The sequence below is a fragment of the Telluria sp. PB2R4 genome, assembly GCF_059685695.1.
Window position 1 is genome coordinate 132,592 of sequence record NZ_JCASIC010000006.1, and the last position, 23,669, is coordinate 156,260.

Here is a 23,669-nt window from a genome sequence, read left to right on the forward strand (position 1 = left end):
GGGCAGGTTTCCTGCCCACGCGTTCAACTCATGGTCGATTCGCGACGACGCTTGCACTGGCTGTACGCGTGGGCGGGAGACCCGCCCACGCTACGGTAAACCGGCGCGTCTGCAGACTCGTCCGACATCGGCGATAATTGCCGGATTCTCAAAACACATAAAGGAACAGCTCATGACCATCCAGATCGGCGACCGCCTGCCGGAAGGCACCCTGTCGGAATTCATCGAAACCGAAACCGCAGGCTGCTCGCTGGGCCCGAACACGTTCCAGGTTACCGAACTGGCAAAGGGCAAGAAGATCGTCATCTTCGGCCTGCCGGGCGCCTACACCCCGACCTGCTCGGCCCAGCACGTGCCTGGCTTCGTCCAGAACGCCGAGGCGCTGAAGGCCAAGGGTGTCGACGAGATCTGGTGCATCTCGGTGAACGACGCCTTCGTGATGGGCGCCTGGGGCCGCGACCAGAAGGCTACCGGCATCGTGCGCATGATGGCCGACGGTAACGCCGACTACTCGAAGGCCCTGGGCCTGGACGCCGACTTCTCGAAGCACGGCATGGGCACCCGCTGCAAGCGCTACTCGATGCTGGTCGAAGACGGCGTCGTCAAGCAGCTGAACGTGGAAACCGCCGGCTTCGAAGTCTCGAGCGCCGAAAAGATGCTGGAACAACTGGGCTAAACTGCCCGCTACCCTGTGCAAACGGCGCTGCGGCGCCGTTTTTCAATCATGATCATCAACGCCGAATCCCCCGACCAGCCCGAAGTGCGGGCCATGCTGGAACAGCTCGACGCCTACTGCGCGTCGCTGTACCCGGCCGAATCGAACCACCTGATGGACATCGCTTCGCTGCTGGCCGGTGATGTGCTGTTCCTGGTCGCCCGCGACGTGGAGGGCAGGGCGGTCGGCTGCGCGGCCCTGGTCAACCGCGGCGGCTACGGTGAAGTCAAGCGCATGTTCGTCGACCCGGAACGCCGCGGCGCCGGCACGGGCCGCCAGCTGCTCGACCAGCTGGCGATGTTCGCCCGCATGTCGGGCCTGCAGGCGCTTAAGCTGGAAACCGGCATCCACCAGCCGGAAGCGATCGGCCTGTACGAGCGCGCCGGCTTCACGCGCTGCGAACCCTTTAGCGACTACAGGCTTGATCCGCTCAGCCTGTTCATGGAAAAGACCCTTTGAAACGACCCGCCGGTAACCTGTACAGCATCTACGCCATGGTGCTGGCCGTGTTCATGTTCGCGCTGATGGACACGGTGATGAAGCTGCTGTCGCAGCGCTACCCGGCGATCCAGGTAGCCGCGCTGCGCTCGCTCACCTCGCTGCCGCTGATCGTCATCTACGTCGGCATCAAGGTCGGCTACGGCGATATCTTCCGCATCCGCTGGCCGCTGCACCTGCTGCGCGCGGTGCTGGGCATTGCGATGCTGAGCTTTTTCGCCTTCGGCATCCGCAAGCTGTCGCTGGCCGAGGCCTACACGATCTTCTTCATCGCACCGGCGATCATCACCGCGCTGTCGGTCTGGTTCCTGAAGGAGCGGGTCAACCTGCCGCGCTGGATCGCGATTGCCGTTGGACTGTGCGGCGTGCTGGTGGTGCTGCGCCCGACCGGCGCCGGATTCCTCACCATCGGCGGCCTGGCGGTGCTGGGCGCGGCCTCGATGTACGCCGTCTCGGCGATCACGGTCGGCATCCTGGCCCGTACCGACCGCAGCGAACACATGGTGTTCTGGCTGATGGTCATGATGTCGATCGGCGCCGGCCTGCTGGCGGCGCCGGGCTGGGTCGGCATGCAAACGGGCGACATCCCGCTGCTGCTGGGCCTGGCCCTGAGCGGCTTCATCGGCCAGTTGGCCATCACCGAAGCATTCGCCAGGGGCGACGCCTCGAGCGTGGCGCCCTTCGAATACACGGCCCTGGCCTGGGCGGTGGGCCTGGACTGGTTGCTGTGGCAAACCCTGCCGGACGGCTGGACGGTGGTGGGGGCGGCGATCATCATCGGTAGCGGTATGTATCTGATTCGCCACGAAAAAGTGCACGTGGAGTCGGACCACCCGTAACTGGCGGGGGCCATCAGCGCAGCTGAAAACGCTGGGCTATAATCGCCGGATGCTGAAACAACGAACCATCAAACAGGTCGTCCGCACCACCGGTGTCGGCGTCCACTCGGGCACCAAGGTCGAACTGACCCTGCGTCCGGCGCCGCCGGGCGCCGGCATCACCTTCCGCCGCGTCGACTACGACCCGATCGTCGCCATCCCGAGCGCGGCCGACGTGGTCGGCGAGACCCGCATGGCCACGGTCCTGATCAAGGATGGCGCGCGCGTCTCCACCGTCGAGCACCTGATGTCGGCCTGCGCAGGCCTGGGGATCGACAACCTGACCGTCGACGTGACCGCCGAAGAAATCCCGATCATGGACGGTTCGGCGGCTTCCTTCGTGTTCCTGCTGCAGCAGGCGGGCCTCGAAGAGCAGGACGTGCCGAAGCGCTTCATCCGCGTCCTGAAAGACGTCGAGATCCGCCAGGGCAGCGGCAACAACGAGAAGTGGGCGCGCCTGTCGCCCTACGACGGCTTCAAGCTCGACTTCTTCATCGAATTCAACCACCCGGCCGTGGACGGCACCATGCAGCGCGCCGCCGTGGATTTCGGCGACGTCTCCTACGTGCACGACGTAGCGCGTGCGCGCACCTTCGGCTTCATGCAGGACGTGGAAACCCTGCGCGGCATGGGCCTGGCGCGCGGCGGTTCGCTGGAAAACGCGATCGTGATGGACGAGTACCGCATCCTGAATGCGGACGGGCTGCGTTACGAAGACGAATTCGTGCGCCACAAGATCCTGGATGCGATCGGCGACCTGTACATCGTCGGGCACCCGCTGCTGGCCAGCTACACGGCGCACAAGTCGGGCCACGCGCTCAACAACGAACTGCTGCGCAAGCTGCTGGCGACGCCGGATGCCTATGAATGGGTGGAGTTCGAGTCGCTGAGCGAGGCGCCGCCTTCTTATTTGCGGCAGATGACGCGCGAGTGGGCGCAGATGTGAGGCGCGTAGCGCTCTAAAATTACTTCCGCTTCTCCGCCAAGCGCCTGAGCGCCGCCACCAGGTCCTTGTTCTGGCTGGTGTCCTCGAGCGATTCCGCCAGCTCTTCGAAAGCCTGCACCGCCGTCTTCGGCAGCGCCAGGACGCGCATCTCGGGCTTCTCGGGCATCGCGCGCGCCACCTGCACCTTCAGCTTGACCGACTCCACCACCCAGCCGCGCTGCACCAGCGCCGACTGCAGCTTGGGCAGCATCTGCTTCATCCTGGCCGCCACGGCCGAACTCGGCACGGCCAGCACCAGTGCCCCGTCCTGGAACGAGATCACATCGGTATTGCCGGCCATGACGGGCAGGATGGCGGCGCAGTCCGTCTGCAGGCGCGCCATGCGCATCGCCACGGGCAGCAGACTGGCCATGCGGTCGTTCTTGCGCAGGAAATCGGTCGCGACGATCGACGTCTGCCGGTTTTTGGTGCCGTAGATATGCAAGGGGTTCAGGGAAGCAAAAGGAAGGCCAACAGGAAAACCAACAGGCGGGAATGCGTATGCCCGCAACATATCACAAAGCGCCAGCGCTGCGCATCAAATGTGCATCATGCGCGTTTCAACCTGGCGCAAGCCATCGCGACTGTCGCGAAGTGGTGGCGTTAAATGCAATTTGATAACATTGTGCGGTCCAGCAGCCTTGTTATCCTGCCCATTGTCCCCAAGTGTGGCCGGATCGCATGATAAAATCAGTAGCTTTTTGCCATAGGCGGTCTTCGGCGGGTCTGATAAGGACTCTCCCCGGGCTCTTTTTGCGGCGTAATTTTCTAGAACACAGCAATGTCATTCCTGACCCAGATTTTCGGCAGCCGCAACCAGCGTCTGCTCAAGCAATACCAAAAGACCGTGCGTCAGATTAACGCGCTCGAGCCCCAGATGGAAAAGCTGTCTGACGCCGAACTGCAAGCCAAGACGCCCGAATTCAAGGACCGCCTGGCCAAGGGCGAGACGCTCGACGGCATCCTGCCGGAGGCGTTCGCCGTCTGCCGTGAAGCCGCCAAGCGGGTCATGAAGATGCGCCATTTCGACGTGCAGCTGATCGGCGGCATGGTCCTGCATGAGGGCAAGATCGCGGAAATGGGCACCGGCGAGGGCAAGACCCTGATGGCGACCCTGCCGGTCTACCTGAACGGCTTGTCCGGCAAGGGCGTGCACGTCATTACCGTCAACGATTACCTGGCCCAGCGCGACGCCGAATCGATGGGCCGCCTGTACGGCTGGCTCGGTTTGACGACCGGCGTGAACCTGTCGCAGCTCGACCACGACAGCAAGCAGAAGGCCTACGCCTCGGACATCACCTACGGCACCAACAACGAATTCGGTTTCGACTACCTGCGCGACAACATGGTCTACGACGTGCGCGAACGCGTGCAGCGCAGCCTAAATTTCTCGGTGGTCGACGAGGTCGACTCGATCCTGATCGACGAAGCCCGTACCCCGCTGATCATTTCCGGCCAGGCCGAGAGCCACACCGACCTGTACCAGCGCCTGAACGCGCTGCCGCCGCTGCTGACCCAGCAGATCGGCGAAGAGACCCCGGACGGCAAGGGCAAGATCGAAGTCCCGGGCGACTACACCAAGGACGAGAAAGCGCACACCGTGCTGCTGACCGAGACCGGGCACGAGCGCGCCGAAGAGATCCTGACCGAATGGGGCTTGCTGCCGGAAGGCGCGTCGCTGTACGACGCCGCCAACATCACCCTGGTCCACCACCTGTACGCGGCGCTGCGCGCCCACGTCCTGTACCACAAGGACCAGCACTACGTGGTGCAGAACAACGAAGTGGTGATCGTCGACGAATTCACCGGCCGCCTGATGACGGGCCGCCGCTGGTCCGACGGCCTGCACCAGGCCGTGGAAGCCAAGGAAGGCGTGCGCATCCAGAACGAGAACCAGACCCTGGCCTCGATCACCTTCCAGAACTACTTCCGCATGTACGGCAAGCTGGCCGGCATGACCGGTACCGCGGACACCGAAGCCTACGAGTTCCAGGAGATCTACGGCCTCGAGACCGTGGTCGTCCCGCCGAACAAGCCGTCGCAGCGCAAGGACCGCCAGGACCAGGTCTACAAGTCGGCCGAAGAGAAGTACAACGCGATGTTGAACGACATCCGCGACTGCTACGAGCGCGGCCAGCCGGTGCTGGTGGGTACCACCTCGATCGAGAACTCGGAACTGTTGTCCGGCATCCTGACCAAGGCCAGCCTGCCGCACAACGTCCTGAACGCGAAGCAGCACGCACGCGAAGCGGAAATCATCGCGCAGGCGGGCCGTCCGAAGATGATCACCATCGCCACCAACATGGCGGGCCGCGGTACCGACATCGTCCTGGGCGGCAATGTCGAGAAGCAGATCCAGCTGATCGAAGCGAACGCCGCGCTGGCGGACGCCGACAAGGCGGCGCAGTCGCAGCAACTGCGCGACGAATGGCAGTCGCTGCACGACCACGTGGTGGGCGCGGGCGGCCTGCACATCATCGGCACCGAGCGCCACGAGTCGCGCCGGGTCGACAACCAGCTGCGCGGCCGTTCGGGCCGCCAGGGCGATCCGGGTTCCTCGCGCTTCTACCTGTGCCTGGACGATCCGCTGCTGCGCATCTTCGCCGGCGACCGCGTCCGCGCGATCATGGAACGCCTGAAGATGCCGGAAGGCGAGCCGATCGAGGCGGGCATCGTGACCCGCTCCATCGAGACCGCCCAGCGCAAGGTCGAGGCCAGGAACTTCGACATCCGCAAGCAGCTGCTGGAATACGACGACGTCGCCAACGACCAGCGCAAGGTGATCTACACCCAGCGTAACGAGCTGCTCGAGTCAATCGAAATGGCCGAGCTGATCTCCTCGCTGCGCGCCGGCGTGTTCACCGACCTGGTGCGCCAGTACGTGCCGGCGGAATCGGTGGAAGAGCAGTGGGACATCGCGACGCTGGAATCGACCATGGCTGCCGAGTGGGGCTTGAGCGTGCCACTGCAGAAGATGCTGGCCGACGATCCGAACCTGAACGACGACGACATCCTCGAACGCGTGCTCAAGGCGGCCGAGGAGTCGTACGAAACCAAGGTAACCGTGGTCGGCCGCGAATCCTTCGGCGGCTTCGAGCGCAACGTCATGCTGCAAAGCCTGGACACCCACTGGCGCGAGCACCTGGCGGCGCTGGACCACCTGCGCCAGGGTATCCACCTGCGCGGCTACGCCCAGAAGAACCCGAAGCAGGAGTACAAGCGCGAAGCCTTCGAGCTGTTCAGCAGCATGCTGGACCTGATCAAGAACGAAGTGATCCGCACCGTGATGACGGTCCGCATCCAGACCCGCGAGGAAGTCGAGGCGGCCGAAGCGGCAATGGCGGCGCAGGCGACCCAGCTGGAAAACCTCAACTTCCAGCACGCGGACTTCAATCCGGCGGCCGCGCCGGAAGAGCTGCTCAACCCGAACCCGGTGGGCCGCGACGGCGCCGAGGCGGTATCGGCGGAAGACCACAGCACCTATATGGGCGTGAAGGTCGGCCGCAACGATCCCTGCCCGTGCGGCAGCGGGAAGAAGTTCAAGCAGTGCCACGGCAGGCTGGCGTAAGCTGCTTCAAGCAAGAATGAAAAGGCCGGGTGGAAGCCCGGCCTTTTTGTTGTGGGTGCGCCCGCGGCCTTGGCGTGTCGATGGACTAATAGGACAACTGCGTCCGAGCAACAAGCGATGTACCAATGGTTTGTCCACAACGCTTGCACCCGCTCGATCGATGTAGTAACCTGACTACATCATTTGGGTGCAAGAGGCCTTGCCATGACCATCACCACCATATCAAGCCGCGAGTTCAACCAGGGCGCGAGCGAAGCAAAACGTGCCGCAACCAAGGGGCCGGTATTCATCACGGACCGCGGCCGGCCGGCCCATGTGCTGATGAGCTTTGAGGATTATCAGCGACTGACGAAACAGCGTCGCAACATTGCCGACGCGCTTGCAATGCCGGCTGGTGCCGACATCGAGTTTGAGCCTCCGCGTGTGACCATCGGAACACGGCCGGCTGATTTCTCATGATGTTTGTCCTCGACACCAACGTGGTGTCAGAGCTCCGCAAGGTGCGTGCAGGCAAGGCCGATACAAATGTGACGGCATGGGCGGAAAGCGTCGATGCTGCCGACCTCTTTGTGTCGGCTATCACGGTCATGGAACTGGAGCTTGGCGTCCTGTCGATCGAGAGAAAGGACGCCACCCAGGGGGCCATGTTGCGTTCCTGGCTGGAGCAGCATGTATTGCCTGAGTTCTCAGGACGCACGCTGCCTGTCGATACCGCCGTGGCACAACGCTGCGCCCGGCTGCATGTCCCCGACAAGCGCGGCGAGCGCGATGCGCTCATCGCTGCCAGCGCTCTTGTGCATGGCATGACGGTGGTCACTCGAAACACTGCTGATTTTGAGTCAACCGGGGTGCCCCTCATCAATCCGTGGGAGAAATCGCAATGATGGAAACCGCGTCAGCGATTGAAGTCAGGTCTTGCAGTCACAGCAACAAAGAACGGTTCAAAAGGCGCGGTAGAAATCACGTAGCCAGATACTCCGGCAGTCTAAAAACAAGCTCGTTCCGGCGAAGGCCGACATGATGCCCCCAGCATCATTTCGGCCAATCTTGAATGCCTACACGTAGCGCCGATTGAACCGGCCACCCAGCCGCGTCAGCACTTCATACCCGATCGTTCCTGCCAGCGCCGCCACATCATCGACCGTGTGCGACGCCCCCATCAGCTCGACCTCCGCTCCCGGCACGACGCGCTCCGGCGCGATCCCGGTCACGTCCAGCCCCATGCTGTCCATCGACACCCGCCCGACGACCGGCACCTTGACGCCATCCACGAACGCGCAGCCGCGCCCCGACAGCGACCGCAGCCAGCCATCCGCATAGCCGACCGCCACGGTCGCGATGCGCCGTTCGCCTACACAGGCGTGATGCGCGCCATAGCCCACCACGGCGCCCTCGCACACGCTGCGCACCTGCACCACGCGCGCATGCAGCGACACCGCCTGCGTTAATGGATTCGGATTGCCCGGCTGCGGATTGATGCCGTACAGCGCCGCTCCCGGGCGCAGCAGGTCGTAGTGGTAGGCAGGGCCGAGGAAGGTGCCCGAGGAGTTGGCAAGGCTCGCCGGCACGCCCGGTAACAGGTTGCGCAGTTCGTCGAACTTGCGGCGCTGCGCCTCGTTCATCGGATGCGCCGCTTCATCGGCGCAGGCCAGGTGGCTCATCACCAGGGCAGGGCGCACGCCGTCCAGCCAGTCGGACCTGGCGCTCAGCGCCGCGAGATCGGACGGAGCGATGCCCATGCGCGACATGCCGGTATCGAGCTGGATCGCGGCCGGCAGTTCGCGCCCGAGCGTGCGCGCCAGCCCGCGCCACTCCTGCAGTTGCCCCGGATCGTTCAGCACCGGCCGCAGGTCGTACTGGAAGCAGTCGCGGGAAGTGCCCGGCGGCGGGCCATGCAGTACATAAATGACGGCATCGTCAGGCACCAGCTGGCGCAGGCGGATGGCTTCTTCCAGGTGCGCGGTGAAGAACACCCGGCAGCCTTCGAGCGCCAGCGCGGGCGCCACCTGTTCCATGCCGAGTCCGTAGGCATCGGCCTTCATCACGGCCGCGCAGGCCGCCTTGCCCATGTCGGCAAGCGCGCGATAGTTGGCGCGCACCGCGCCCAGGTCGACCGTCAACCGCGCCCCGGCCCGGGACGCATCCACCGAATCCACCATGCCTGTCTTACGCCTTGACCAGTTCCGGCTGCGCGCCGCGCTGCGGCGTGCCGGCGTAGCGGAACACCGCCAGGTCGTCGGCGCGGATGGCCGGCTTCTTGCCGCTCACCAGGTCGGCGATGACGCTGGCCGAACCGCAGGCCATGGTCCAGCCCAGGGTGCCGTGGCCGGTGTTGACGAACAGGTTGCGTAGCGGGGTGGCGCCGACCACCGGGGTGCTGTCCGGGGTCATCGGGCGCAGGCCGGTCCAGAACGATGCCTGGCGGGTGTCGCCGGCGCCCGGGAACAGGTCGTTGACGACCATCTCGAGCGTCTTGCGGCGCGCCGGATTCAGGTAGTTGCTGTAGCCCGCGATCTCGGCCATGCCGCCGACGCGGATGCGGTCTTCGAAACGGGTGACGGCGATCTTGTAGGTCTCGTCCAGGATGGTCGACACCGGGGCGCGGGAGGCGTCCGTGATCGGCACGGTAATCGAGTAGCCCTTCAGCGGGTACACCGGCAGCGTGAACTGGTCTTTCAGCAGCAGGCGCGAGTAGCTGCCCAGCGCCAGCACGTAGCGGTCGGCGCTGAGCTGGCCCTTGCCGGTGCGTACGCCGGTGATCTGGCCAGCGCTGATGTCGAGCGCCTGGATGTCGGTGTCGAATTCGAAGCGCACGCCCAGGTCGCGCGCCATCGCGGTCAGGCGCGTGGTGAACAGCTGGCAGTCGCCGGTCTCGTCGTTCGGCAGGCGCAGGCCGCCCACCAGGGTGCCGTGCTTGCCCAGCGCCGGCTCGGCCTTGCCCAGGTCATGGCCGAGCAGCAGCTCGTAGTCGACGCCGGCGTCCTTCAGCACTTCGATGTCCTTGCCCGCGCTGTCCAGCTGCTGCTGGGTGCGGAACAGCTGGATCGTGCCCAGGCTGCGGCCTTCATACTCGATGCCGGTGTCCGCGCGCAGCTGGCGGATGCAATCGCGGCTGTACTCGGCCAGGCGCACCATGCGTTCCTTGTTGACGGCGTAGCGGTCGGCGGTGCAGTTGCGGTACATCTGCCACATCCACTGCAACTGGAACAGCGAACCGTCCGGACGGATCGCCAGCGGCGCGTGCTTCTGGAACAGCCATTTCGCGGCCTTCAGCGGGATGCCCGGCGCCGCCCACGGCGAGGCGTAGCCCGGCGAGATCTGGCCGGCATTGGCGAAGCTCGTCTCGAGGGCGGGGCCGGGTTGACGGTCGACGACGGTGACGTCGTGGCCAGCCTTGGCCAGGTAGTAGGCGGTGGTGACGCCAATAACGCCGCTGCCGAGTACGAGAACGCGCATGATGTTCCTGGCTCCTGAATGAAGTAAAAAAGGCGGATTTAGAAAAGATTGCCATGATACAGTCGCGGGTGGAATAATGGTTTCTGTTATTACGCCCGTTTTCAGTGAAAAATCATGCGCGTCCAGAAAAATTCCCATCGCGTGCTCGACAAGATCGACCTGCACATTTTATCCATCTTGCAGGATGATGCCCGCATCGTCATGAAGGACCTGGCCGAGCAGGTCGGATTGTCGCTGACACCCTGCATCGAACGGGTCCGGCGGATGGAGCGCGACGGCGTGATCGCGGGTTACCACGCGCGCGTGAATCCGCAGGCCATGGGCCTGCAGATCCTGGTATTCGTCGAAATTACCCTGCACCAGAAATCGGAAAAAGCCTTCGACCGCTTCCGCCGCGCCATGCTCGGCATTCCCGAAGTGATGGAGTGCCACCTCGTATCCGGCGACTTCGACTACCTGATCAAGGCCCGCATCCCGGAAATGTCGGAATACCGGCGCCTGCTGGGCGAGATCCTGCACGTGGCGGACGCCGGCCAGTCGAAGAGCTACGTGGTGATGGAGGAGCTGAAGGAAACGCTGGCCTTGTCGATTCCGCGCTAGAGCTCAGCCGGCGTGCGCCTGCGCCTGGATGCGTCCCATGGCCTTGCGCAAGAAGCCGACCAGGTCGTCGCCGATGCCGGTGCCGAGGTGCAGCATCGGCTCCGTGCTGCCCGCGCGGCGGAACTGCGCCACCACCTCGGGATCGTCGCCGACCATGTCGTGGAACAGCGCGAACCACTGCCGCGTGAGCGCCAGGGCCTGGCTGGACTGCGCCTCCGGGTCGGCCTGCATGCATTCGCGAATCTGCATCGCCAGCACGATCCACTCGTCCGAATGGGATGCTTCGTGGCGGCGCATGCGCGTCAGTGTCGCTTCCGGCAGATAGCGCGCGTAGATGGCGAAGCGCAGTTCGGAGATTGCCGTGCGCATGTAGGCCAGCAGGGCAGGCGTCAAGCCCATTTCTTTTTGCGCCTCCGGATCCTGCCCGCTCATGGCGGTCAGGCGCAGGATGAAGGCGGGGTCGCCGCCGCTGTCGCGCTCCACGCAGCCCAGCCAGCGCTCGGCGAAGGCCTTGGCCTCGCGCGCATCCGGGGCGACGCCACGGTTGATCAGCGACTGCGCCTCCCGCACCAGCTCCTTCCATTCGGCCTGCGCTTCGCGGTTCCGATACAGCGGCAGCCGCGCCAGTTCTTCTTTCGAAAAGTATTTTTCGTACATGTTCATCTGCTCCAGAGTGGTTAGCCAGATGGACAGGTCGGTTTCCTCGCCGGCGGCCAGCCTTGCACGCAGGCGCAGCAGCTGATCGCGCATGTGCGCCGCCTCGAGAATCTGCCGATCAAGCTTGGCGAGCTGGCGTTCGACGACGGCCAGAGGCGAGGCATCCGGCCTGTCCAGGTAAGCCCCGATGTCGGCCAGCGCCATGCCGAACGCGCGCAGGGCCTGGATCTGATGCAGGCGCGCCACGTCGTCGCGGTTGTAGAGGCGGTAGCCGGCATCGGAGCGCGCCGAAGGCGAGAGCAGCCCGATGCCGTCGTAATGGTGCAGCGCGCGGACCGTCAGGCCGGCGCGCGCCGCGAGTTCTCCCACTTTCAACATCGAGGCTTCTCCTGTTCTTCGAGCGTGGCTGCAGTCTGGAGCCTCACGTGGCGTGAGGGTCAAGCGATCTTCGCACAGCTGGCAGCAAAGAAAAATGCCGCCCGGCGTACAATATCGGATTACCTATCTTTTCTTTCAAGAGATCGCCATGGCCGTCAATTCCCCACTTCCAGTCGCAGCCGACCTGAAACCCGTCAACGGCATTGAAATCGGCTTTGCCGAAGCCGGCATCAAGAAGCCCAACCGCAAGGACCTGCTGGTGATGCGGCTGGCCGAAGGCGCGACCGTGGCCGGCGTCTTCACCAAGAACCGCTTCTGCGCCGCGCCGGTCCAGGTGAGCAAGGCCAACCTGGAAGCGGTTGCGCATGGCGGCAAGCCGATTCGCGCGCTGGTGGTCAATACCGGCAATGCCAACGCCGCCACCGGCGAGCAGGGCCTGGCCAACGCGCAGGCCACCTGCCTTGAAGCGGCGAAGCTGCTCGGCCTGGAAGCGCAGCAGGTGCTGCCGTTCTCCACCGGCGTGATCCTCGAACAGCTGCCGATCCAGAAGCTCGTGGCCGGACTGCCTGCCGCCGTGGCGAACCTGAAGGCGGACAACTGGTTCAACGCCGCCGAGGCGATCATGACCACCGATACCCAGCCGAAAGCGGCTTCCCGTACGGTCACCATCGGCGAGCACAGCGTGACCATGACCGGCATCAGCAAGGGCGCCGGCATGATCAAGCCGAACATGGCGACCATGCTGGGCTACCTGGCGATCGACGCGCGGGTGGCGCAGCCGGTGCTGGACGAACTCGTCAAGCACGCGGCCGACCATTCCTTCAACAGCATCACGATCGACGGCGACACCTCGACCAACGATTCCTTCATCATCGTCGCCACCGGCGCCGGCGGCCTGAACGTGGACAGCGCGAGCGGTTTCGAATACGAAGCGCTCAAGGCGGCCGTGACCGACATTTCGCGCAACCTGGCGCAACAGATCATCCGCGACGGCGAAGGCGCGACCAAGTTCATGACCATCACGGTGGAGCAGGGGCGTGATGTCGAGGAATGCCGCAAGATCGCCTATTCGATCGCGCACTCGCCGTTGGTCAAGACCGCCTTCTTCGCGTCCGACCCGAACCTGGGCCGCATCCTGGCCGCCATCGGTTACGCCGGCGTGGACGACCTGGACACGAGCAAGCTGGATCTCTACCTGGACGACGTGTGGGTGGCCAAGAGTGGCGGCCGCAATCCTGACTACAAGGAAGAAGACGGCCAGCGCGTCATGAAGCAGGCCGAGATCACCGTGCGCGTCACGCTGGGCCGGGGCGAGGCCGCGGCCACCGTCTGGACCTGCGACCTGTCGCACGACTACGTCTCGATCAACGCGGACTATCGCTCGTAAGCCGGGGTAAGCGAGTGACGCCTCTCGAGCAGTTCCTGCACCGCGCCGAAGCCCTGCTGGCGCGGGTCGAGGCGGTGCTGCCGCCCGCCGTGCCGCGCGAGCCGGACTGGAAGCGCAGCTTTGCCTTCCGTTGGCGCAAGCGTGCCAACGGCGGAGGGAACTACCTGGCGCCGGTGCTGCATGCGTCGACCATCCGCTTAGAGGACCTGCAGCACGTCGACGCGCAGAAGCGCCAGATCGAGCGCAACACCCGCCAGTTCGTGCAGCGCCGTCCGGCCAACAACGTGCTGCTGACCGGTGCGCGCGGCACCGGTAAATCATCCCTGATCAAGGCCTGCCTGAACGGCTTCGCAAGCGAAGGCCTGCGCCTGATCGAAGTCGACAAGGCCGACCTGGCCGACCTGCCCGACATCGTCGAGCTGGTGGCCGGCCGGCCCGAGCGCTTCGTGATCTTCTGCGACGACCTTTCTTTCGAGGAGGGCGAGGCGGGCTACAAGGCGCTCAAGGTGGCGCTGGACGGCAGTATCGCGGCAGCGTCGGACAATGTGCTGATCTACGCGACCTCGAACCGGCGCCACCTGATGCCGGAGAAGATGTCGGACAATGCCGGCTACACGCACGGCGACGATGGCGACCTGCATCCCGGCGAGACGGTCGAAGAGAAGATCTCGCTGTCGGAGCGCTTCGGCCTGTGGCTGTCGTTCTATCCGTTCCGGCAGGACGACTACCTGGGCATCGTGGGGCACTGGCTGGCCAGCTTCGGCTGCACCCCGGAACAGATCGGCTCCGCACGCATGGAAGCCCTGCAATGGGCGCTCCAGCGCGGCTCGCGCTCGGGCCGGGTGGCGTGGCAGTTTGCGAAGGACTACGCCGGCAGACTGCCGGACAGCGCACCCCATGGATAAAGAAGTGAAGGAAAAACCGGTCGACGTCGCAGTCGGCATCCTGATGCGACCCAACGGCGACGTGTTGCTGGGCCAGCGACCGGACGGCAAGCCCTATGCCGGCTACTGGGAATTCCCGGGCGGGAAAGTCGAGCCGGGCGAGGATATCTTCCACGCGCTGCAGCGCGAGTTCGTCGAAGAGCTGGGCATCAAGGTGCTCGGCGGCGAAGCCTGGTGCTGCGTCGAGCACGTGTACGAGCACGCCCACGTGCGCCTCTACTTCTACATCTGCCGCGAGTGGGCGGGCGAGCCGCAAGGCCTGGAAGGGCAGGCCTTTGCGTGGCAGGGCGGGTACAGCGTCAGTCCGCTGCTGCCGGCGACGATACCGCTGCTGGAGTGGCTGGACAAAGTGCGCTTCGCGTAAGCGCCCGGGACCTCAGTCGTCGGCCAGCTTGTCGTCCTGCGGATCGCTCGGCGCCGCGCCGGGAATGGTGTACTTCTCTTCGGCCCAGGCGCCCAGGTCGATCTGCTTGCAACGCTCGGAGCAGAACGGGCGGTAGGTGTTCGCCGGGGTCCATTCGACCTTCTTGCCGCAGGTCGGGCAGGCTACAACAGTCATGTCTGAATCACTCAATACTTAAAAATTACAGAGGGTCAGGTCGAAGGGCACGTCTTCCTCGAGCGCCTTCGGCTTGCAGTCGCCGCCGTGCGAGGTGAAGCGCACCCACAGCATATACTTGTTGGCCGAGATCTCGGGGATCGCGCCGACCGATTCGTCGATCGACAGGCGCAGCATCTGGTACACCTTCCCCTGCAGCATCTGCTGGTAGCTGCCGCCCGTGGCGATCATCTTGACCGGGCCGCCGGAATCGCGCAGCAGGCGCAGCACCAGGGCCAGCGCCTCGAACAGCGGGGCCAGCGGGGCGAACCAGCCCATGATATCGGCTTGCCGCTGCTGCGCGGGGTGGTGCTGCCAGGCGTAATACGAAGGCAGGTCGAACTCGCAGGCGCCGCCCGGGATGATGGTGCGGCCGCGAATGCTCATCAGCCATTCGTTGTCGCGCACGTTCTGGCCGGTCTTGCCCTGGCTTGCTCCCAGCGCGCCGCTCACGGCGTCCAGCTCGGCCAGCACGGCGTCGAGCATCTCGGTGGCGACGTTGGGATTGCTGCGGTAGGACAGCAGGTGTTGCTTCTGTCGCTCGAGTTCCTGCAGCAGGTCGGACTTCAGGTCGGCGCGGCCGGCCACTTCCAGCATGTCGAAGATCGTGGCCAGGGCCACGTGGTGCTGCATCGGGTGTTCTTGTTGCACAAAGAACTTGAACTTGTCGTACAGGTCTTCCAGCCGCAACAACGTGCGAATCCGCTCGTTGAAAGGATATTCGTAGACGATCAAAATGACATTCCTCTGAATGTAGGCTGGCGAGCAACCCCATGATTCTGAACCATGCTGCGCAAAATTACAAATCCCGCATTGACTTAATTCAATGTACTTTTACGTTTTTTTGCTCAGGGATAAATACATTGCGTGCAAATTGTCCACTTGCGGGCCCAGCGCAGCCAGTCCGTCGTCATTGACGATGATGTCGTCGGCCGCCGCCCGGCGCTCTTCGCGCGTGACCTGGGCCGCCATGATGGCGCGCACCTGGGCCTCCGCCAGGCCGCTTCTGGCCATCACCCGTGCCACTTGCACCTGCTCCGGGCAATCGATCGCCAGCACCCGGGTGACGCGTTCGCGCCAGGTGCCGGACTCGATCAGCAGGGGCACGACGAAGATCACGTAGTCGCCGGTGGCGATGCCGGCTGCCGCCGCGGTGGCGTCGCGGATGCGCGGATGCAGGATGGCCTCCAGCCGTGCGCGCGCCGTATGGTCGCTGAAGACGAGCGCGCGCATCCTGGCCCGGTCCAGCGCGCCGTCAGGCGTGGCGAAATCGTCCCCGAACTCGGCAAGCAGGGCCGGCATTGCCGCGCCCTGCGGGGCGGTGAGTGCATGGGCGATCTGGTCGGTGTCGATGACCGAGGCGCCGCGGGCGGCGAACATGTCGGCCACGGTGCTCTTGCCGCAGCCGATGCCGCCGGTGAGGCCGACCGAGAAGGCAAGTTGGGTGGGCACGGCGATCTCAGCCGGTAACCACGGCCTGCAGCTGGTCGCTGATCTGGCTGCCGTAGAGCAAGGCGATCAGGCCGGCTGCCGCCAGGTAGGGGCCGAAGGGAATCGGCTTGTCGCGGCCGCGCTTGGCGAACACGATCAGGCTGATCCCCACCAGCGCGCCGACCACCGAGGACAGCAGGATGATGGTCGGCAGCATCTGCCAGCCGAGCCAGGCGCCCAGGGCCGCCAGCAGCTTGAAGTCGCCGTAGCCCATGCCTTCCTTGCCGGTGACCAGCTTGAACAGCCAGTAGACCGACCATAGCACCAGGTAGCCGGCGGCGGCGCCGATCACGGCATCCTGCAGAGGCACGAACGTGCCCTGCAGGTTCACCAGCAGGCCGGCCCACAGCAGCGGATAGGTCAGGTCGTCCGGCAGCAGCTGGGTGTCGATGTCGATGAAGGTCATCGCCACCAGCAGGAACAGGAACAGCAGGGTGGCCAGGCCGGCCACGCCGCTGCCGAAGGTCCAGACCAGCACGCCCGCCAGCACCCCGGTGAGCAGTTCGACCGCCGGATAGCGCGACGAGATCGGCGCCTTGCACTTGCGGCACTTGCCGCGCAGCGCCAGCCAGCTGACGACCGGGATGTTTTCCATGGCCGTGATCTGGTGGCCACAGTGCGGGCAGCTTGACCTGGGCACCATGAGGTTGTAGCGGTCGGTATGGGGCGGCTCCTTGCCGCTTTCCTGCGCCACATAGTTGTCGGACTCGCGCTGCATCATCTTCGGAATCCGGTGGATGACCACGTTCAGGAAGCTGCCGACGAGCAGCCCGAACAGGGCCGCCACCAGGGTGGCGCCGAGTGTAGCCGGCGAGGCGAACAGGAAGGATTCCAGGGGCATGGCAGGGAGGTCCGATCAGGAAAAGATTCTTTACATCAACCTATTGTAGAGCTTTCCTGCGATTTGGCGAAGCTTCGGCACGGGGCCGGCGTTTTTGCGACACATGCGGCCCCGGCGCACGATTGTGAGGGATCATGCCCGCGCCGTGGCGCGCGGCTAGGCTGGGTCAAACCATCCATCTTCAGCCACTGCCGGGGTCTTGCGATGCCACGCACTACATTGACTTTCCTGAACCATGCCAGCTTCATGGTGCGTACCGAGGGCGCCCTGTTGGTGTCCGATCCATGGATGGAGGGCGCGGTACTCGACGGCGCCTGGAACCTGGTCGACGGCGCCACCTGCAACGCAGCCCTGCTCGACACGCTCAACGCCGCCGGGGTGCCCGTCTATATATGGTGTTCGCGCGCCCAGCCCGACCACTTTTCGCCGGCTTTCCTGCGGCGTTTCCGGTCCGATTTCCGCGGCATCGCTACATTTCTCTACCGCCCGGGGCGCGACATGCGCATCGCCGAGGAACTGCGGCGCCAGCGGCTGCCGGTGGCCGAGTGCCCGGACGGCGTCACCGTGGCGCTGGCCGGCGACCTGCGCCTGACCGCGCTTGCCAACGGCGACGGCGACACCGCCTGCCTGATCGGCTGCGGCGGGCGCAGCATCCTCAACCTGGGCGACCGCGCGCTCGCCACCGCGGCCGCCTGCCATGCGGCGGCGCCGCGCATCGGCAAGGCCGCGTCGCGCATCGACCTGCTGCTCACCGGTTTCGGCAGCATGGGCTGGTGCGGCAACCCGGAGGGCTTCGCGGTGCGCGAAGCCGCGGCCAAGGCGGCGGTGGAGCGGCTGGCGCTGCAGGTCGAGTGCTTCCGGCCGAAGCTGGTGGTGCCGATCGCCTCGTTCGCACGCTTTGCGCGCGTCGACAATGTCTGGCTCAACGGCGGCAGGCTGGCGCCGGCGGAGCTGATCGAGCTGTCGCGGCTGGAGAACGTACGCGGCGTGATCCGCTTCCTGGCGCCCGGCAACAGCATCGACCTGCAGCGCGACACGCCGGGCACGCTGGCGTCGGTGCACGAGCGGGCGCTGCAACACTGGACCGAGCGCTGGCGCAACCGTCCGCCGCCCCTGCCGCGCCTGCCGCAGGCTTCGCTGGGCGAACTGAAGGCCGCTTTTTCCCGCTACCACGAGCGGGTCACCACGGCGGTGCACGTGCTGCCGCGGCTGCTGGAGGCATGCGGGCTGCTGCAGCCCCTGCTGGTGCACCTGCCCGACCTGCGCCAGACCGTCGAACTGTCCTACCGGCGCGGCTTCCGCCTGCGGCCCCGTGAAACCGCCGCGCATGTGGCGATGTTCTCGGGAACCGCGCTGCAGCTGCTGCGCGCCGAGGACGGTTTCGACACCGTGTACGCGGGCGGCTGCTTCTGGACGCTGCGGCGCAGCGGCCTGTCGAGCTTCGGGCGCTTTTTCCTGCCGCAGCGCATGGGCCGCCGCGGGGCCGACCGGCACCGGCCGCTGAAGATGGGCGGTTACCTGTGGCGCGCGCTGGTCGGACGGATGACGCGCCGCTTGCAGGCGGCGCTGCGCTGAACGCTGTTTGAGTGCCGTCCTTGGCGCCGTCCGGAGAACTCAGCGCGCGTAGCTCGGGCGCTTCGGCTCGTAGCGCCAGTCCGGGAACAGGTAGCGCATCGCCATGGCGTCGTCGCGCGCGCCCGCCGCCACCTTCTTGTACAGGTCGTGCGCCGCGTCGATGCGCGCCATGTCCGGTTCGATGCCCAGGCCCGGGCGCTCAGGCACCGCCACCTGGCCGCCGACGATCTGCAGCGGCTCGACGGTCAGGCGCGCCAAGCCTTCCTGCCAGATCCAGTGGGTGTCGATGGCCGTGATGGCGCCGGGCGCGGCGGCGGCGACATGCGTGAACATGGCCAGCGACACGTCGAAGTGGTTGTTCGAGTGCGAGCCCCAGGTCAGGCCCCAGTCGTGGCACAGCTGGGCCAGGCGCACCGAACCCCCCATGGTCCAGAAGTGCGGATCGGCCAGCGGGATGTCGACCGCGCCCAGCAGGTGCGAGTGGCCCATCTGGCGCCAGTCGGTGGCGACCATGTTGGTAGCGGTCGGGATGCCGGTGGCGCGCCGGAATTCGGCCATGATCTCGCGTCCGGAATAGCCCGCTTCCGGCCCGCATGGGTCCTCGGCATAGGCCAGGATGTGGCCTTGGCCGCGGCAGGCGGCAATCGCCTCGTCCAAGGACCAGGCGCCGTTCGGGTCCAGCGTTGCGCGCGCATCCGGGAAGCGGCGCTTGATGGCCGCCACCGCCGCGATCTCTTCGTCGGGACGCATCACGCCGCCCTTGAGCTTGAAGTCGCGGAAACCGTACTTGTCGACGCTGGCCTCGGCCAGGTCGGCGATCTGCTCCGGCGTGAGCGCTTCTTCGGTGCGCAAGCCGTACCAGTCGCTTGACCCGCTGCCGGCCAGGTAGGGCAGGTCGGTACGGCGGCGCTCGCCGATGTAGAACAGGTAGGCCAGCATCGGCACATGGCTGCGCTGCTGGCCGTTGCCCAGCAGTTCGCAGACCGGCACGCCCAGGTGCTGGCCGAGCAGGTCGAGCAGGGCGGCTTCGACCGCCGTGATCACGTTCTCCAGGCGCAGGTTGATCTCGTGCGGCTGGGCGAGGACGGCCGCTTCCGCGCTTGATGTGACCTGGTGGTTCGGCCCTGCGATTGCCGCGCGCAGCGTGTTCAAGGTGTGGTGGTAGCGGGCGATCGGGCTGCCGGTCACCAGCGGCACCAGGCGCTCCAGCGCCCGCAGGATGCCATCCGAACCCGGCACTTCACCCATGCCGGTGTTGCCGGCGCTGTCCTTCAGCAGCACCAGGATGCGCGTGAAGGTGGGCGCGTGGGCGCCGCACAGGTTGAGCAGCATGCTGTCCATGCCGGCCACCGGGATCACCCGCATCTCGGTGATGGTCGGGCTTGCATGTCGCTGGATGGGAATCATGGGGGGGGGGTCTCCGTGCGAGCAAGGAGGGAGCTTGCTCGTAACATTGGTATCAAATAAAATGATTGCGCTAACATAACGAGTGTGAAGGATTTGCGATGGTGCGTCAATCGATTCCGGCAGCCGTCCTGGCTGCCATCCTGCTGGCAGGATGTGCCACGTCCAGCCTGCCGTCGACGCAGGAAGGACGCTGGGTAGCATCGTGGGGAACGGCGCAGATGGCGCCGGGCGCCGAGCACGAGCTGGCGCCTGCCCAGTGGCGCGACGCCACCATGCGCCAGGTGGTGCGGGTGTCGCTGGGCGGCGAGCGGCTGCGCGTCAGGCTCAGCAATGTCTTCGGCACCGAACCCCTGGTGATTGGCGGCGCCGCCGTGGCCATCTCGAACGGGCCTGGCCGCTCAACGATCGACTCCGCCAGCAGCCGTCCCTTGCGCTTCGGCGGCGCGGCCTCGGTCTCGATCCCGGCCGGCGCCGAGTACCTGAGCGACCCGGTCGACCTGCCGCACGCAGCCGGCAGCGACCTGGCGGTATCGATCCACTTCCCGGCCGCGCCGGCTCGGCAGACCAGCCATCCGGGCGCACGCGCCACCAGTTTCATCGCGCCGGGACAGCACCTGGCTGCGGCCGAACTGCCCGGGGCTGCCAGCTTCACGCGCTGGTACCAGCTGGCCGGCATCGACGTCCAGGCCGCAGCTGGGACGCACGCCGTGGTGGCCATCGGCGACTCGATCACCGACGGCTATGGCGTCGCACCCGACACCAACCTGCGCTGGACCGACGGCCTGGCGGCCAGGCTGCGCCAGGCCGGCATGACCGGCGTCGGGGTGGTGAATGCGGGCATCGGCGGCGGGCGCCTGCTGCGCGATGGCCTCGGCCCGAACCTGGCGGCGCGCTTCGGTCGCGACGTGCTGGATCGGCCCGGTGTCAGCCATGCGATCGTGCTGATCGGCGTGAACGACTTCGGCACCCTGCACCGCAACACCGACGACAGCCCGGCCGCGCGCGGGCGGCTGCTGGCCGACATGCAGGAAGCGCTGCGCCAGTCGGTGGCGCGCGCCCATGCGCGCGGCGTGTGCGTGATCGGCGCCACCATCACGCCGTATGCCGGCAGCGCGTATTACCACCCGAAAGCGCCCAACGAGCAGGATCGCCAGGCCTACAACGACTGGATCCGCCGCTCGGGCGTGTTCGACGGGGTGATCGACTTCGATGCGGCGCTGCGCGATCCGGCGCGGCCGGATCATCTGCTGAAGGCTTACGACAACGATGGGCTGCATCCGAACATGGAAGGGTACAAGGCGATGGCGGAGGCGGTGCCCCTCGAGTTGCTGAAGGACTGCCGACGGTAGGGTGGGCGGGTCTCCCGCCCACGCGTCCAACCAGCTTCCAAAGGACCCTTACATTTGTTCGTGCTCGGTTTGAACGCGTGGGCGGCATAGCCGCCCACCCTACGAAAAACCAGACACTGGGTCAGCCATTCCCCGGCGCGTAAGGGAAACTCAGCGCGCGGTAATACTCGAGCGATTGCGCCGGCGGCTTGGCGCCAGCCGGCAAGGCCCGTCCCGAAACGTGCATGAAATACGCCAGGCAGGCGTCACGCCACCACTGCGCCTCGACGCGCTGCTGGGCCAGGCGCTGGGCGGTGTCGTTCCAGCGCCCGGCGTCCACCACGTGGCGCAGGCCGTTCCAGCGCTCCTGCATGCGCGCGACTTCCAGCACGCCGCGGTCGTAATGCGCGACCAGCTCTTCCCACAGGCTGCGGCCGGAAGGCATGCGGTAGTCCCAGGGCAGGTGATGGAACCACAGCAGCAGCTCGGGCGGCGTGGTGGCAGGATTGGCGAAGCGGCGCGCGACCTCCGGCGCGTACTGGGCCACGGCATTGCTGCCGCGCGCCGTGCGGTCGAAGCCGATGCCGTCGCGGCCGGCGCGGTGGTAGTAGACCGGATTCCAGTCCGGGCGTTCCAGGTTGTCCACCCACGGCGCCGGGCCATGGTGGTGGCCGGTGCCCATCAGGTGATGCAGGCCGAGCGGCGTCATGTAGTCCACCACGGCCTCGCGCGACGCCATCATCATGGTCACCACCGGATCGCTGACCCGTGGGCCTGGCGCGAAGGTCTGGGCCGACCATTCGCGCGCGACGGCGCCCGCGTCCAGCATCGGGTCCCAGGCCATGCGCCCGAAGGTATACCAGTTGGCCTGGTCGAAGGTCGAGCCGCTCCAGTTGCGGCTGCTGCCGATGTTGGCCACGCCGGCGATGCCGCCGACGCGCCCCTGTTGGGCGCCCTGCAGCACCTGGGTGACGGTGAGCGCCTTGTTTCCAATGCGCGTGTCGGCGCGCAGGACTTCCTGGAACATCGGGCCGAGGTAGGCCAGGTGGGTGGCGAAGCCCAGGTACTCCTTGGTGATCTGGAATTCCATCATCAGGCGCGTGTCCGGCATCGCGCCGAACAGCGGATGGAAGGGTTCGCGCGGCTGGAAGTCGATGGCGCCGTTCTTCACCTGCACCAGCACATTCGCATCGAACTTGCCGTCCAGCGGCTGGAACTGGTCGTAGGCGTGGACCGCGCGGTCGTGCTTCAGGTCGGGGCTGCCATCCGCGCGCTTGTTCGCCTGCGGCGGTTCATACACGAAGGCGCGCCACATCACGGTGCCGCCATGCGGCGCCAGCGCGCGCGCCAGCATGTTGGCGCCGTCGACGTGGTTGCGGCCATAGTCCTGCGGACCGGGCTGGCCCTCGGAGTTGGCCTTCACCAGGAAGCCGCCAAAGTCGGGGATGCTGCGGTAGATCTCGTCGGTCTTGCGACGCCACCAGCTTGCCACCGTCGGGTCGAGCGGGTCGGCGCTGGCGGTTTCGCGCAGGTCCAGCGGGGTCGACCAGCGCACCGAGAGGAACACCCGGATGCCGTAGGGACGCAGCACTTTCGCGACTGCCGCCGCCTTGGCGATGAAGGCGGGGCTCAGCACCTCGGCCTTGGCATTGACGTTGTTCAGCACCGTGCCGTTGATGCCGAGCGACGCGTTGGCGCGCGCATAGTCCAGGTAGCGCGGATCGACGATGGCCGGCAGCTCCCACCAGTTCCAGATCGATTGGCCGGCGTAGCCGCGTTCGACGCTGCGGTCCAGGTTGTCCCAGTGGTTCAGCACGCGTAGCGGCAGGGCCGGGTTCGACACCAACGGGGTGTGGGCCAGGGTGGCGGCACTGCCGTCCTGCAGGGCACGCAGCCAGGCGAAGCTGCCGTACAGCAGGCCGATGTCGGTGTTTGCCGTGACCAGGGTGACGTCCTGTCCCTGCAGGCGGGTGCGTGCAAGGAGGTAGCCCTCGGGACCGACACGGCTTAGGGACGCGCGCAGCGCAGCAGGCAGGCCGGCGGGAAGGCGGTCGCTCCGCGCCAGCACCACGCTGCCGGCGCGGATGGCCGCAGCGGCCGGCGGGACCCGGCCCAGCATGCCGCCCAGGGCGCGCTGCAGTTCGGTGCGCGCCGCCAGCACGGTCGGGGTGTCGGGCGCCAGCGTGACGATCGCCGACGCAGGAACAGAGGCTGCCTGCGCCGCCGGCAGCGGCCGGTAGCGCAGCCAGAGCTGGTAGCCGTCTTCGTCGGCGCGCGCGGCGGTCGCGAACAGGGCGCCCAGCAGCAAGGCTGCCAGGACGCGAACGAGCACGAATGCAAGGGATCGCTGCAAGATTGTCTCC

Annotated in this window: 23 protein-coding genes; 13 read left to right on the forward strand and 10 right to left on the reverse strand. The window is 66.1% G+C overall.

What is annotated here, in order from left to right; all coding sequences use genetic code 11:
• The first annotated feature begins 172 nt into the window (after window positions 1-172).
• From AC56LU_RS12205 to lpxC, 4 genes are read left to right on the forward strand one after another with little or no spacing between them, the layout of a single operon-like run.
• Window positions 173-676 carry a peroxiredoxin gene (locus tag AC56LU_RS12205; protein ID WP_497175870.1) on the forward strand — a complete coding sequence of 168 codons (504 nt, stop codon included), beginning with the start codon at window positions 173-175 and terminating at the stop codon, window positions 674-676.
• A gap of 48 nt (window positions 677-724) precedes the next feature.
• Window positions 725-1,174 (forward strand): GNAT family N-acetyltransferase, encoded by a 450-nt coding sequence (locus AC56LU_RS12210; RefSeq protein ID WP_497175871.1) that lies wholly within the window; start codon window positions 725-727, stop codon window positions 1,172-1,174.
• A 35-nt stretch (window positions 1,175-1,209) separates the two neighbouring features.
• Entirely contained in the window at window positions 1,210-2,052 is an 843-nt protein-coding gene (locus tag AC56LU_RS12215) for a DMT family transporter (protein WP_497176014.1), read from the forward strand.
• A gap of 49 nt (window positions 2,053-2,101) precedes the next feature.
• Window positions 2,102-3,037, forward strand: a complete 936-nt coding sequence (lpxC, locus tag AC56LU_RS12220; RefSeq protein WP_497175872.1) for a UDP-3-O-acyl-N-acetylglucosamine deacetylase — start codon at window positions 2,102-2,104, stop codon at window positions 3,035-3,037.
• Between the two features lie 19 nt (window positions 3,038-3,056).
• Here lpxC and AC56LU_RS12225 read toward each other — a convergent pair whose 3' ends face one another.
• Window positions 3,057-3,521: a DciA family protein gene (locus AC56LU_RS12225; RefSeq protein ID WP_497175873.1), complete on the reverse strand. Its 465-nt coding sequence runs from the start codon at window positions 3,519-3,521 to the stop codon at window positions 3,057-3,059.
• Between the two features lie 336 nt (window positions 3,522-3,857).
• Here AC56LU_RS12225 and secA point away from each other — a divergent pair, with 336 nt between their 5' ends.
• The 3 genes from secA (at window position 3,858) to AC56LU_RS12240 (ending at window position 7,528) form a co-directional block, all read left to right on the forward strand.
• A complete protein-coding gene (secA, locus tag AC56LU_RS12230) occupies window positions 3,858-6,644 on the forward strand; it encodes a preprotein translocase subunit SecA (protein ID WP_497175874.1) in 2,787 nt (928 codons plus the stop codon).
• 204 nt (window positions 6,645-6,848) lie between these two features.
• Window positions 6,849-7,103, forward strand: a complete 255-nt coding sequence (locus tag AC56LU_RS12235; RefSeq protein WP_497175875.1) for a type II toxin-antitoxin system Phd/YefM family antitoxin — start codon at window positions 6,849-6,851, stop codon at window positions 7,101-7,103.
• On the forward strand, window positions 7,100-7,528 hold the full coding sequence (locus AC56LU_RS12240) for a type II toxin-antitoxin system VapC family toxin (RefSeq protein WP_497175876.1): 429 nt from the start codon (window positions 7,100-7,102) through the stop codon (window positions 7,526-7,528). Before AC56LU_RS12235 ends, AC56LU_RS12240 begins: the two co-directional genes overlap by 4 nt.
• Before the next feature lie 171 nt (window positions 7,529-7,699).
• On the opposite strand, the gene alr is transcribed toward AC56LU_RS12240, so the two are convergent.
• Both alr and AC56LU_RS12250 read right to left on the reverse strand, forming a co-directional pair.
• Window positions 7,700-8,803, reverse strand: coding sequence for an alanine racemase (gene alr, locus AC56LU_RS12245; RefSeq protein ID WP_497175877.1), 1,104 nt, complete (start codon window positions 8,801-8,803; stop codon window positions 7,700-7,702).
• A 7-nt stretch (window positions 8,804-8,810) separates the two neighbouring features.
• The gene (locus tag AC56LU_RS12250) at window positions 8,811-10,100 is read right to left on the reverse strand and encodes a D-amino acid dehydrogenase (protein WP_497175878.1); all 1,290 of its coding nucleotides are present in this window, start codon (window positions 10,098-10,100) and stop codon (window positions 8,811-8,813) included.
• A gap of 114 nt (window positions 10,101-10,214) precedes the next feature.
• Here AC56LU_RS12250 and AC56LU_RS12255 point away from each other — a divergent pair, with 114 nt between their 5' ends.
• Window positions 10,215-10,700, forward strand: a complete 486-nt coding sequence (locus tag AC56LU_RS12255; RefSeq protein WP_497175879.1) for an Lrp/AsnC ligand binding domain-containing protein — start codon at window positions 10,215-10,217, stop codon at window positions 10,698-10,700.
• 3 nt (window positions 10,701-10,703) lie between these two features.
• Here the strand turns inward: AC56LU_RS12255 and AC56LU_RS12260 are convergent, their stop codons facing one another.
• On the reverse strand, window positions 10,704-11,735 hold the full coding sequence (locus AC56LU_RS12260) for a MerR family transcriptional regulator (protein WP_497175880.1): 1,032 nt from the start codon (window positions 11,733-11,735) through the stop codon (window positions 10,704-10,706).
• 148 nt (window positions 11,736-11,883) lie between these two features.
• On the opposite strand from AC56LU_RS12260, the gene argJ reads away from it, so the two are divergent.
• The 3 genes from argJ to AC56LU_RS12275 are packed head-to-tail and all read left to right on the forward strand — an operon-like array spanning window position 11,884 to window position 14,430.
• On the forward strand, window positions 11,884-13,122 hold the full coding sequence (gene argJ / locus AC56LU_RS12265) for a bifunctional glutamate N-acetyltransferase/amino-acid acetyltransferase ArgJ (protein WP_497175881.1): 1,239 nt from the start codon (window positions 11,884-11,886) through the stop codon (window positions 13,120-13,122).
• A gap of 14 nt (window positions 13,123-13,136) precedes the next feature.
• Window positions 13,137-14,027 (forward strand): ATP-binding protein, encoded by an 891-nt coding sequence (locus tag AC56LU_RS12270; protein ID WP_497175882.1) that lies wholly within the window; start codon window positions 13,137-13,139, stop codon window positions 14,025-14,027.
• Window positions 14,020-14,430 carry an NUDIX domain-containing protein gene (locus AC56LU_RS12275; protein WP_497175883.1) on the forward strand — a complete coding sequence of 137 codons (411 nt, stop codon included), beginning with the start codon at window positions 14,020-14,022 and terminating at the stop codon, window positions 14,428-14,430. Before AC56LU_RS12270 ends, AC56LU_RS12275 begins: the two co-directional genes overlap by 8 nt.
• A gap of 12 nt (window positions 14,431-14,442) precedes the next feature.
• Here AC56LU_RS12275 and yacG read toward each other — a convergent pair whose 3' ends face one another.
• From yacG to AC56LU_RS12295, 4 genes are all read right to left on the reverse strand, one after another.
• Window positions 14,443-14,625: a DNA gyrase inhibitor YacG gene (yacG, locus tag AC56LU_RS12280; RefSeq protein ID WP_497175884.1), complete on the reverse strand. Its 183-nt coding sequence runs from the start codon at window positions 14,623-14,625 to the stop codon at window positions 14,443-14,445.
• An 18-nt stretch (window positions 14,626-14,643) separates the two neighbouring features.
• Window positions 14,644-15,399: a cell division protein ZapD gene (gene zapD, locus AC56LU_RS12285; protein ID WP_497175885.1), complete on the reverse strand. Its 756-nt coding sequence runs from the start codon at window positions 15,397-15,399 to the stop codon at window positions 14,644-14,646.
• A gap of 99 nt (window positions 15,400-15,498) precedes the next feature.
• The gene (gene coaE, locus AC56LU_RS12290; RefSeq protein ID WP_497176015.1) at window positions 15,499-16,122 is read right to left on the reverse strand and encodes a dephospho-CoA kinase; all 624 of its coding nucleotides are present in this window, start codon (window positions 16,120-16,122) and stop codon (window positions 15,499-15,501) included.
• 1 nt (window position 16,123) lies between these two features.
• Complete coding sequence (locus AC56LU_RS12295) at window positions 16,124-16,996, reverse strand: prepilin peptidase (RefSeq protein ID WP_497175886.1); 873 nt, start codon at window positions 16,994-16,996, stop codon at window positions 16,124-16,126.
• 204 nt (window positions 16,997-17,200) lie between these two features.
• Between AC56LU_RS12295 and AC56LU_RS12300 the strand changes: the two genes are divergently transcribed.
• Window positions 17,201-18,571 carry an MBL fold metallo-hydrolase gene (locus AC56LU_RS12300; RefSeq protein ID WP_497175887.1) on the forward strand — a complete coding sequence of 457 codons (1,371 nt, stop codon included), beginning with the start codon at window positions 17,201-17,203 and terminating at the stop codon, window positions 18,569-18,571.
• 39 nt (window positions 18,572-18,610) lie between these two features.
• Here the strand turns inward: AC56LU_RS12300 and AC56LU_RS12305 are convergent, their stop codons facing one another.
• Complete coding sequence (locus tag AC56LU_RS12305; RefSeq protein WP_497175888.1) at window positions 18,611-19,978, reverse strand: enolase C-terminal domain-like protein; 1,368 nt, start codon at window positions 19,976-19,978, stop codon at window positions 18,611-18,613.
• 98 nt (window positions 19,979-20,076) lie between these two features.
• On the opposite strand from AC56LU_RS12305, the gene AC56LU_RS12310 reads away from it, so the two are divergent.
• Complete coding sequence (locus AC56LU_RS12310; protein ID WP_497175889.1) at window positions 20,077-21,327, forward strand: SGNH/GDSL hydrolase family protein; 1,251 nt, start codon at window positions 20,077-20,079, stop codon at window positions 21,325-21,327.
• A 121-nt stretch (window positions 21,328-21,448) separates the two neighbouring features.
• Here AC56LU_RS12310 and AC56LU_RS12315 read toward each other — a convergent pair whose 3' ends face one another.
• Complete coding sequence (locus tag AC56LU_RS12315) at window positions 21,449-23,659, reverse strand: alpha-glucuronidase family glycosyl hydrolase (RefSeq protein WP_497175890.1); 2,211 nt, start codon at window positions 23,657-23,659, stop codon at window positions 21,449-21,451.
• Between the last annotated feature and the right edge of the window lie 10 nt (window positions 23,660-23,669).

What these genes read in the sequence shown, in the direction of transcription:
- yacG (WP_497175884.1), bottom strand. Translation starts at nt 14,625, where the DNA reads ATGACTGTTGTAGCCTGCCCGACCTGCGGCAAGAAGGTCGAATGGACC.
- AC56LU_RS12275 (WP_497175883.1), top strand. Translation starts at nt 14,020, where the DNA reads ATGGATAAAGAAGTGAAGGAAAAACCGGTCGACGTCGCAGTCGGCATC.
- AC56LU_RS12310 (WP_497175889.1), top strand. Translation starts at nt 20,077, where the DNA reads ATGGTGCGTCAATCGATTCCGGCAGCCGTCCTGGCTGCCATCCTGCTG.
- AC56LU_RS12240 (WP_497175876.1), top strand. Translation starts at nt 7,100, where the DNA reads ATGATGTTTGTCCTCGACACCAACGTGGTGTCAGAGCTCCGCAAGGTG.
- alr (WP_497175877.1), bottom strand. Translation starts at nt 8,803, where the DNA reads ATGGTGGATTCGGTGGATGCGTCCCGGGCCGGGGCGCGGTTGACGGTC.
- AC56LU_RS12260 (WP_497175880.1), bottom strand. Translation starts at nt 11,735, where the DNA reads ATGTTGAAAGTGGGAGAACTCGCGGCGCGCGCCGGCCTGACGGTCCGC.
- lpxC (WP_497175872.1), top strand. Translation starts at nt 2,102, where the DNA reads ATGCTGAAACAACGAACCATCAAACAGGTCGTCCGCACCACCGGTGTC.
- secA (WP_497175874.1), top strand. Translation starts at nt 3,858, where the DNA reads ATGTCATTCCTGACCCAGATTTTCGGCAGCCGCAACCAGCGTCTGCTC.
- argJ (WP_497175881.1), top strand. Translation starts at nt 11,884, where the DNA reads ATGGCCGTCAATTCCCCACTTCCAGTCGCAGCCGACCTGAAACCCGTC.
- AC56LU_RS12250 (WP_497175878.1), bottom strand. Translation starts at nt 10,100, where the DNA reads ATGCGCGTTCTCGTACTCGGCAGCGGCGTTATTGGCGTCACCACCGCC.
- AC56LU_RS12300 (WP_497175887.1), top strand. Translation starts at nt 17,201, where the DNA reads ATGCCACGCACTACATTGACTTTCCTGAACCATGCCAGCTTCATGGTG.
- AC56LU_RS12305 (WP_497175888.1), bottom strand. Translation starts at nt 19,978, where the DNA reads ATGATTCCCATCCAGCGACATGCAAGCCCGACCATCACCGAGATGCGG.
- AC56LU_RS12235 (WP_497175875.1), top strand. Translation starts at nt 6,849, where the DNA reads ATGACCATCACCACCATATCAAGCCGCGAGTTCAACCAGGGCGCGAGC.
- AC56LU_RS12255 (WP_497175879.1), top strand. Translation starts at nt 10,215, where the DNA reads ATGCGCGTCCAGAAAAATTCCCATCGCGTGCTCGACAAGATCGACCTG.
- AC56LU_RS12210 (WP_497175871.1), top strand. Translation starts at nt 725, where the DNA reads ATGATCATCAACGCCGAATCCCCCGACCAGCCCGAAGTGCGGGCCATG.
- AC56LU_RS12295 (WP_497175886.1), bottom strand. Translation starts at nt 16,996, where the DNA reads ATGCCCCTGGAATCCTTCCTGTTCGCCTCGCCGGCTACACTCGGCGCC.
- AC56LU_RS12215 (WP_497176014.1), top strand. Translation starts at nt 1,210, where the DNA reads ATGGTGCTGGCCGTGTTCATGTTCGCGCTGATGGACACGGTGATGAAG.
- AC56LU_RS12205 (WP_497175870.1), top strand. Translation starts at nt 173, where the DNA reads ATGACCATCCAGATCGGCGACCGCCTGCCGGAAGGCACCCTGTCGGAA.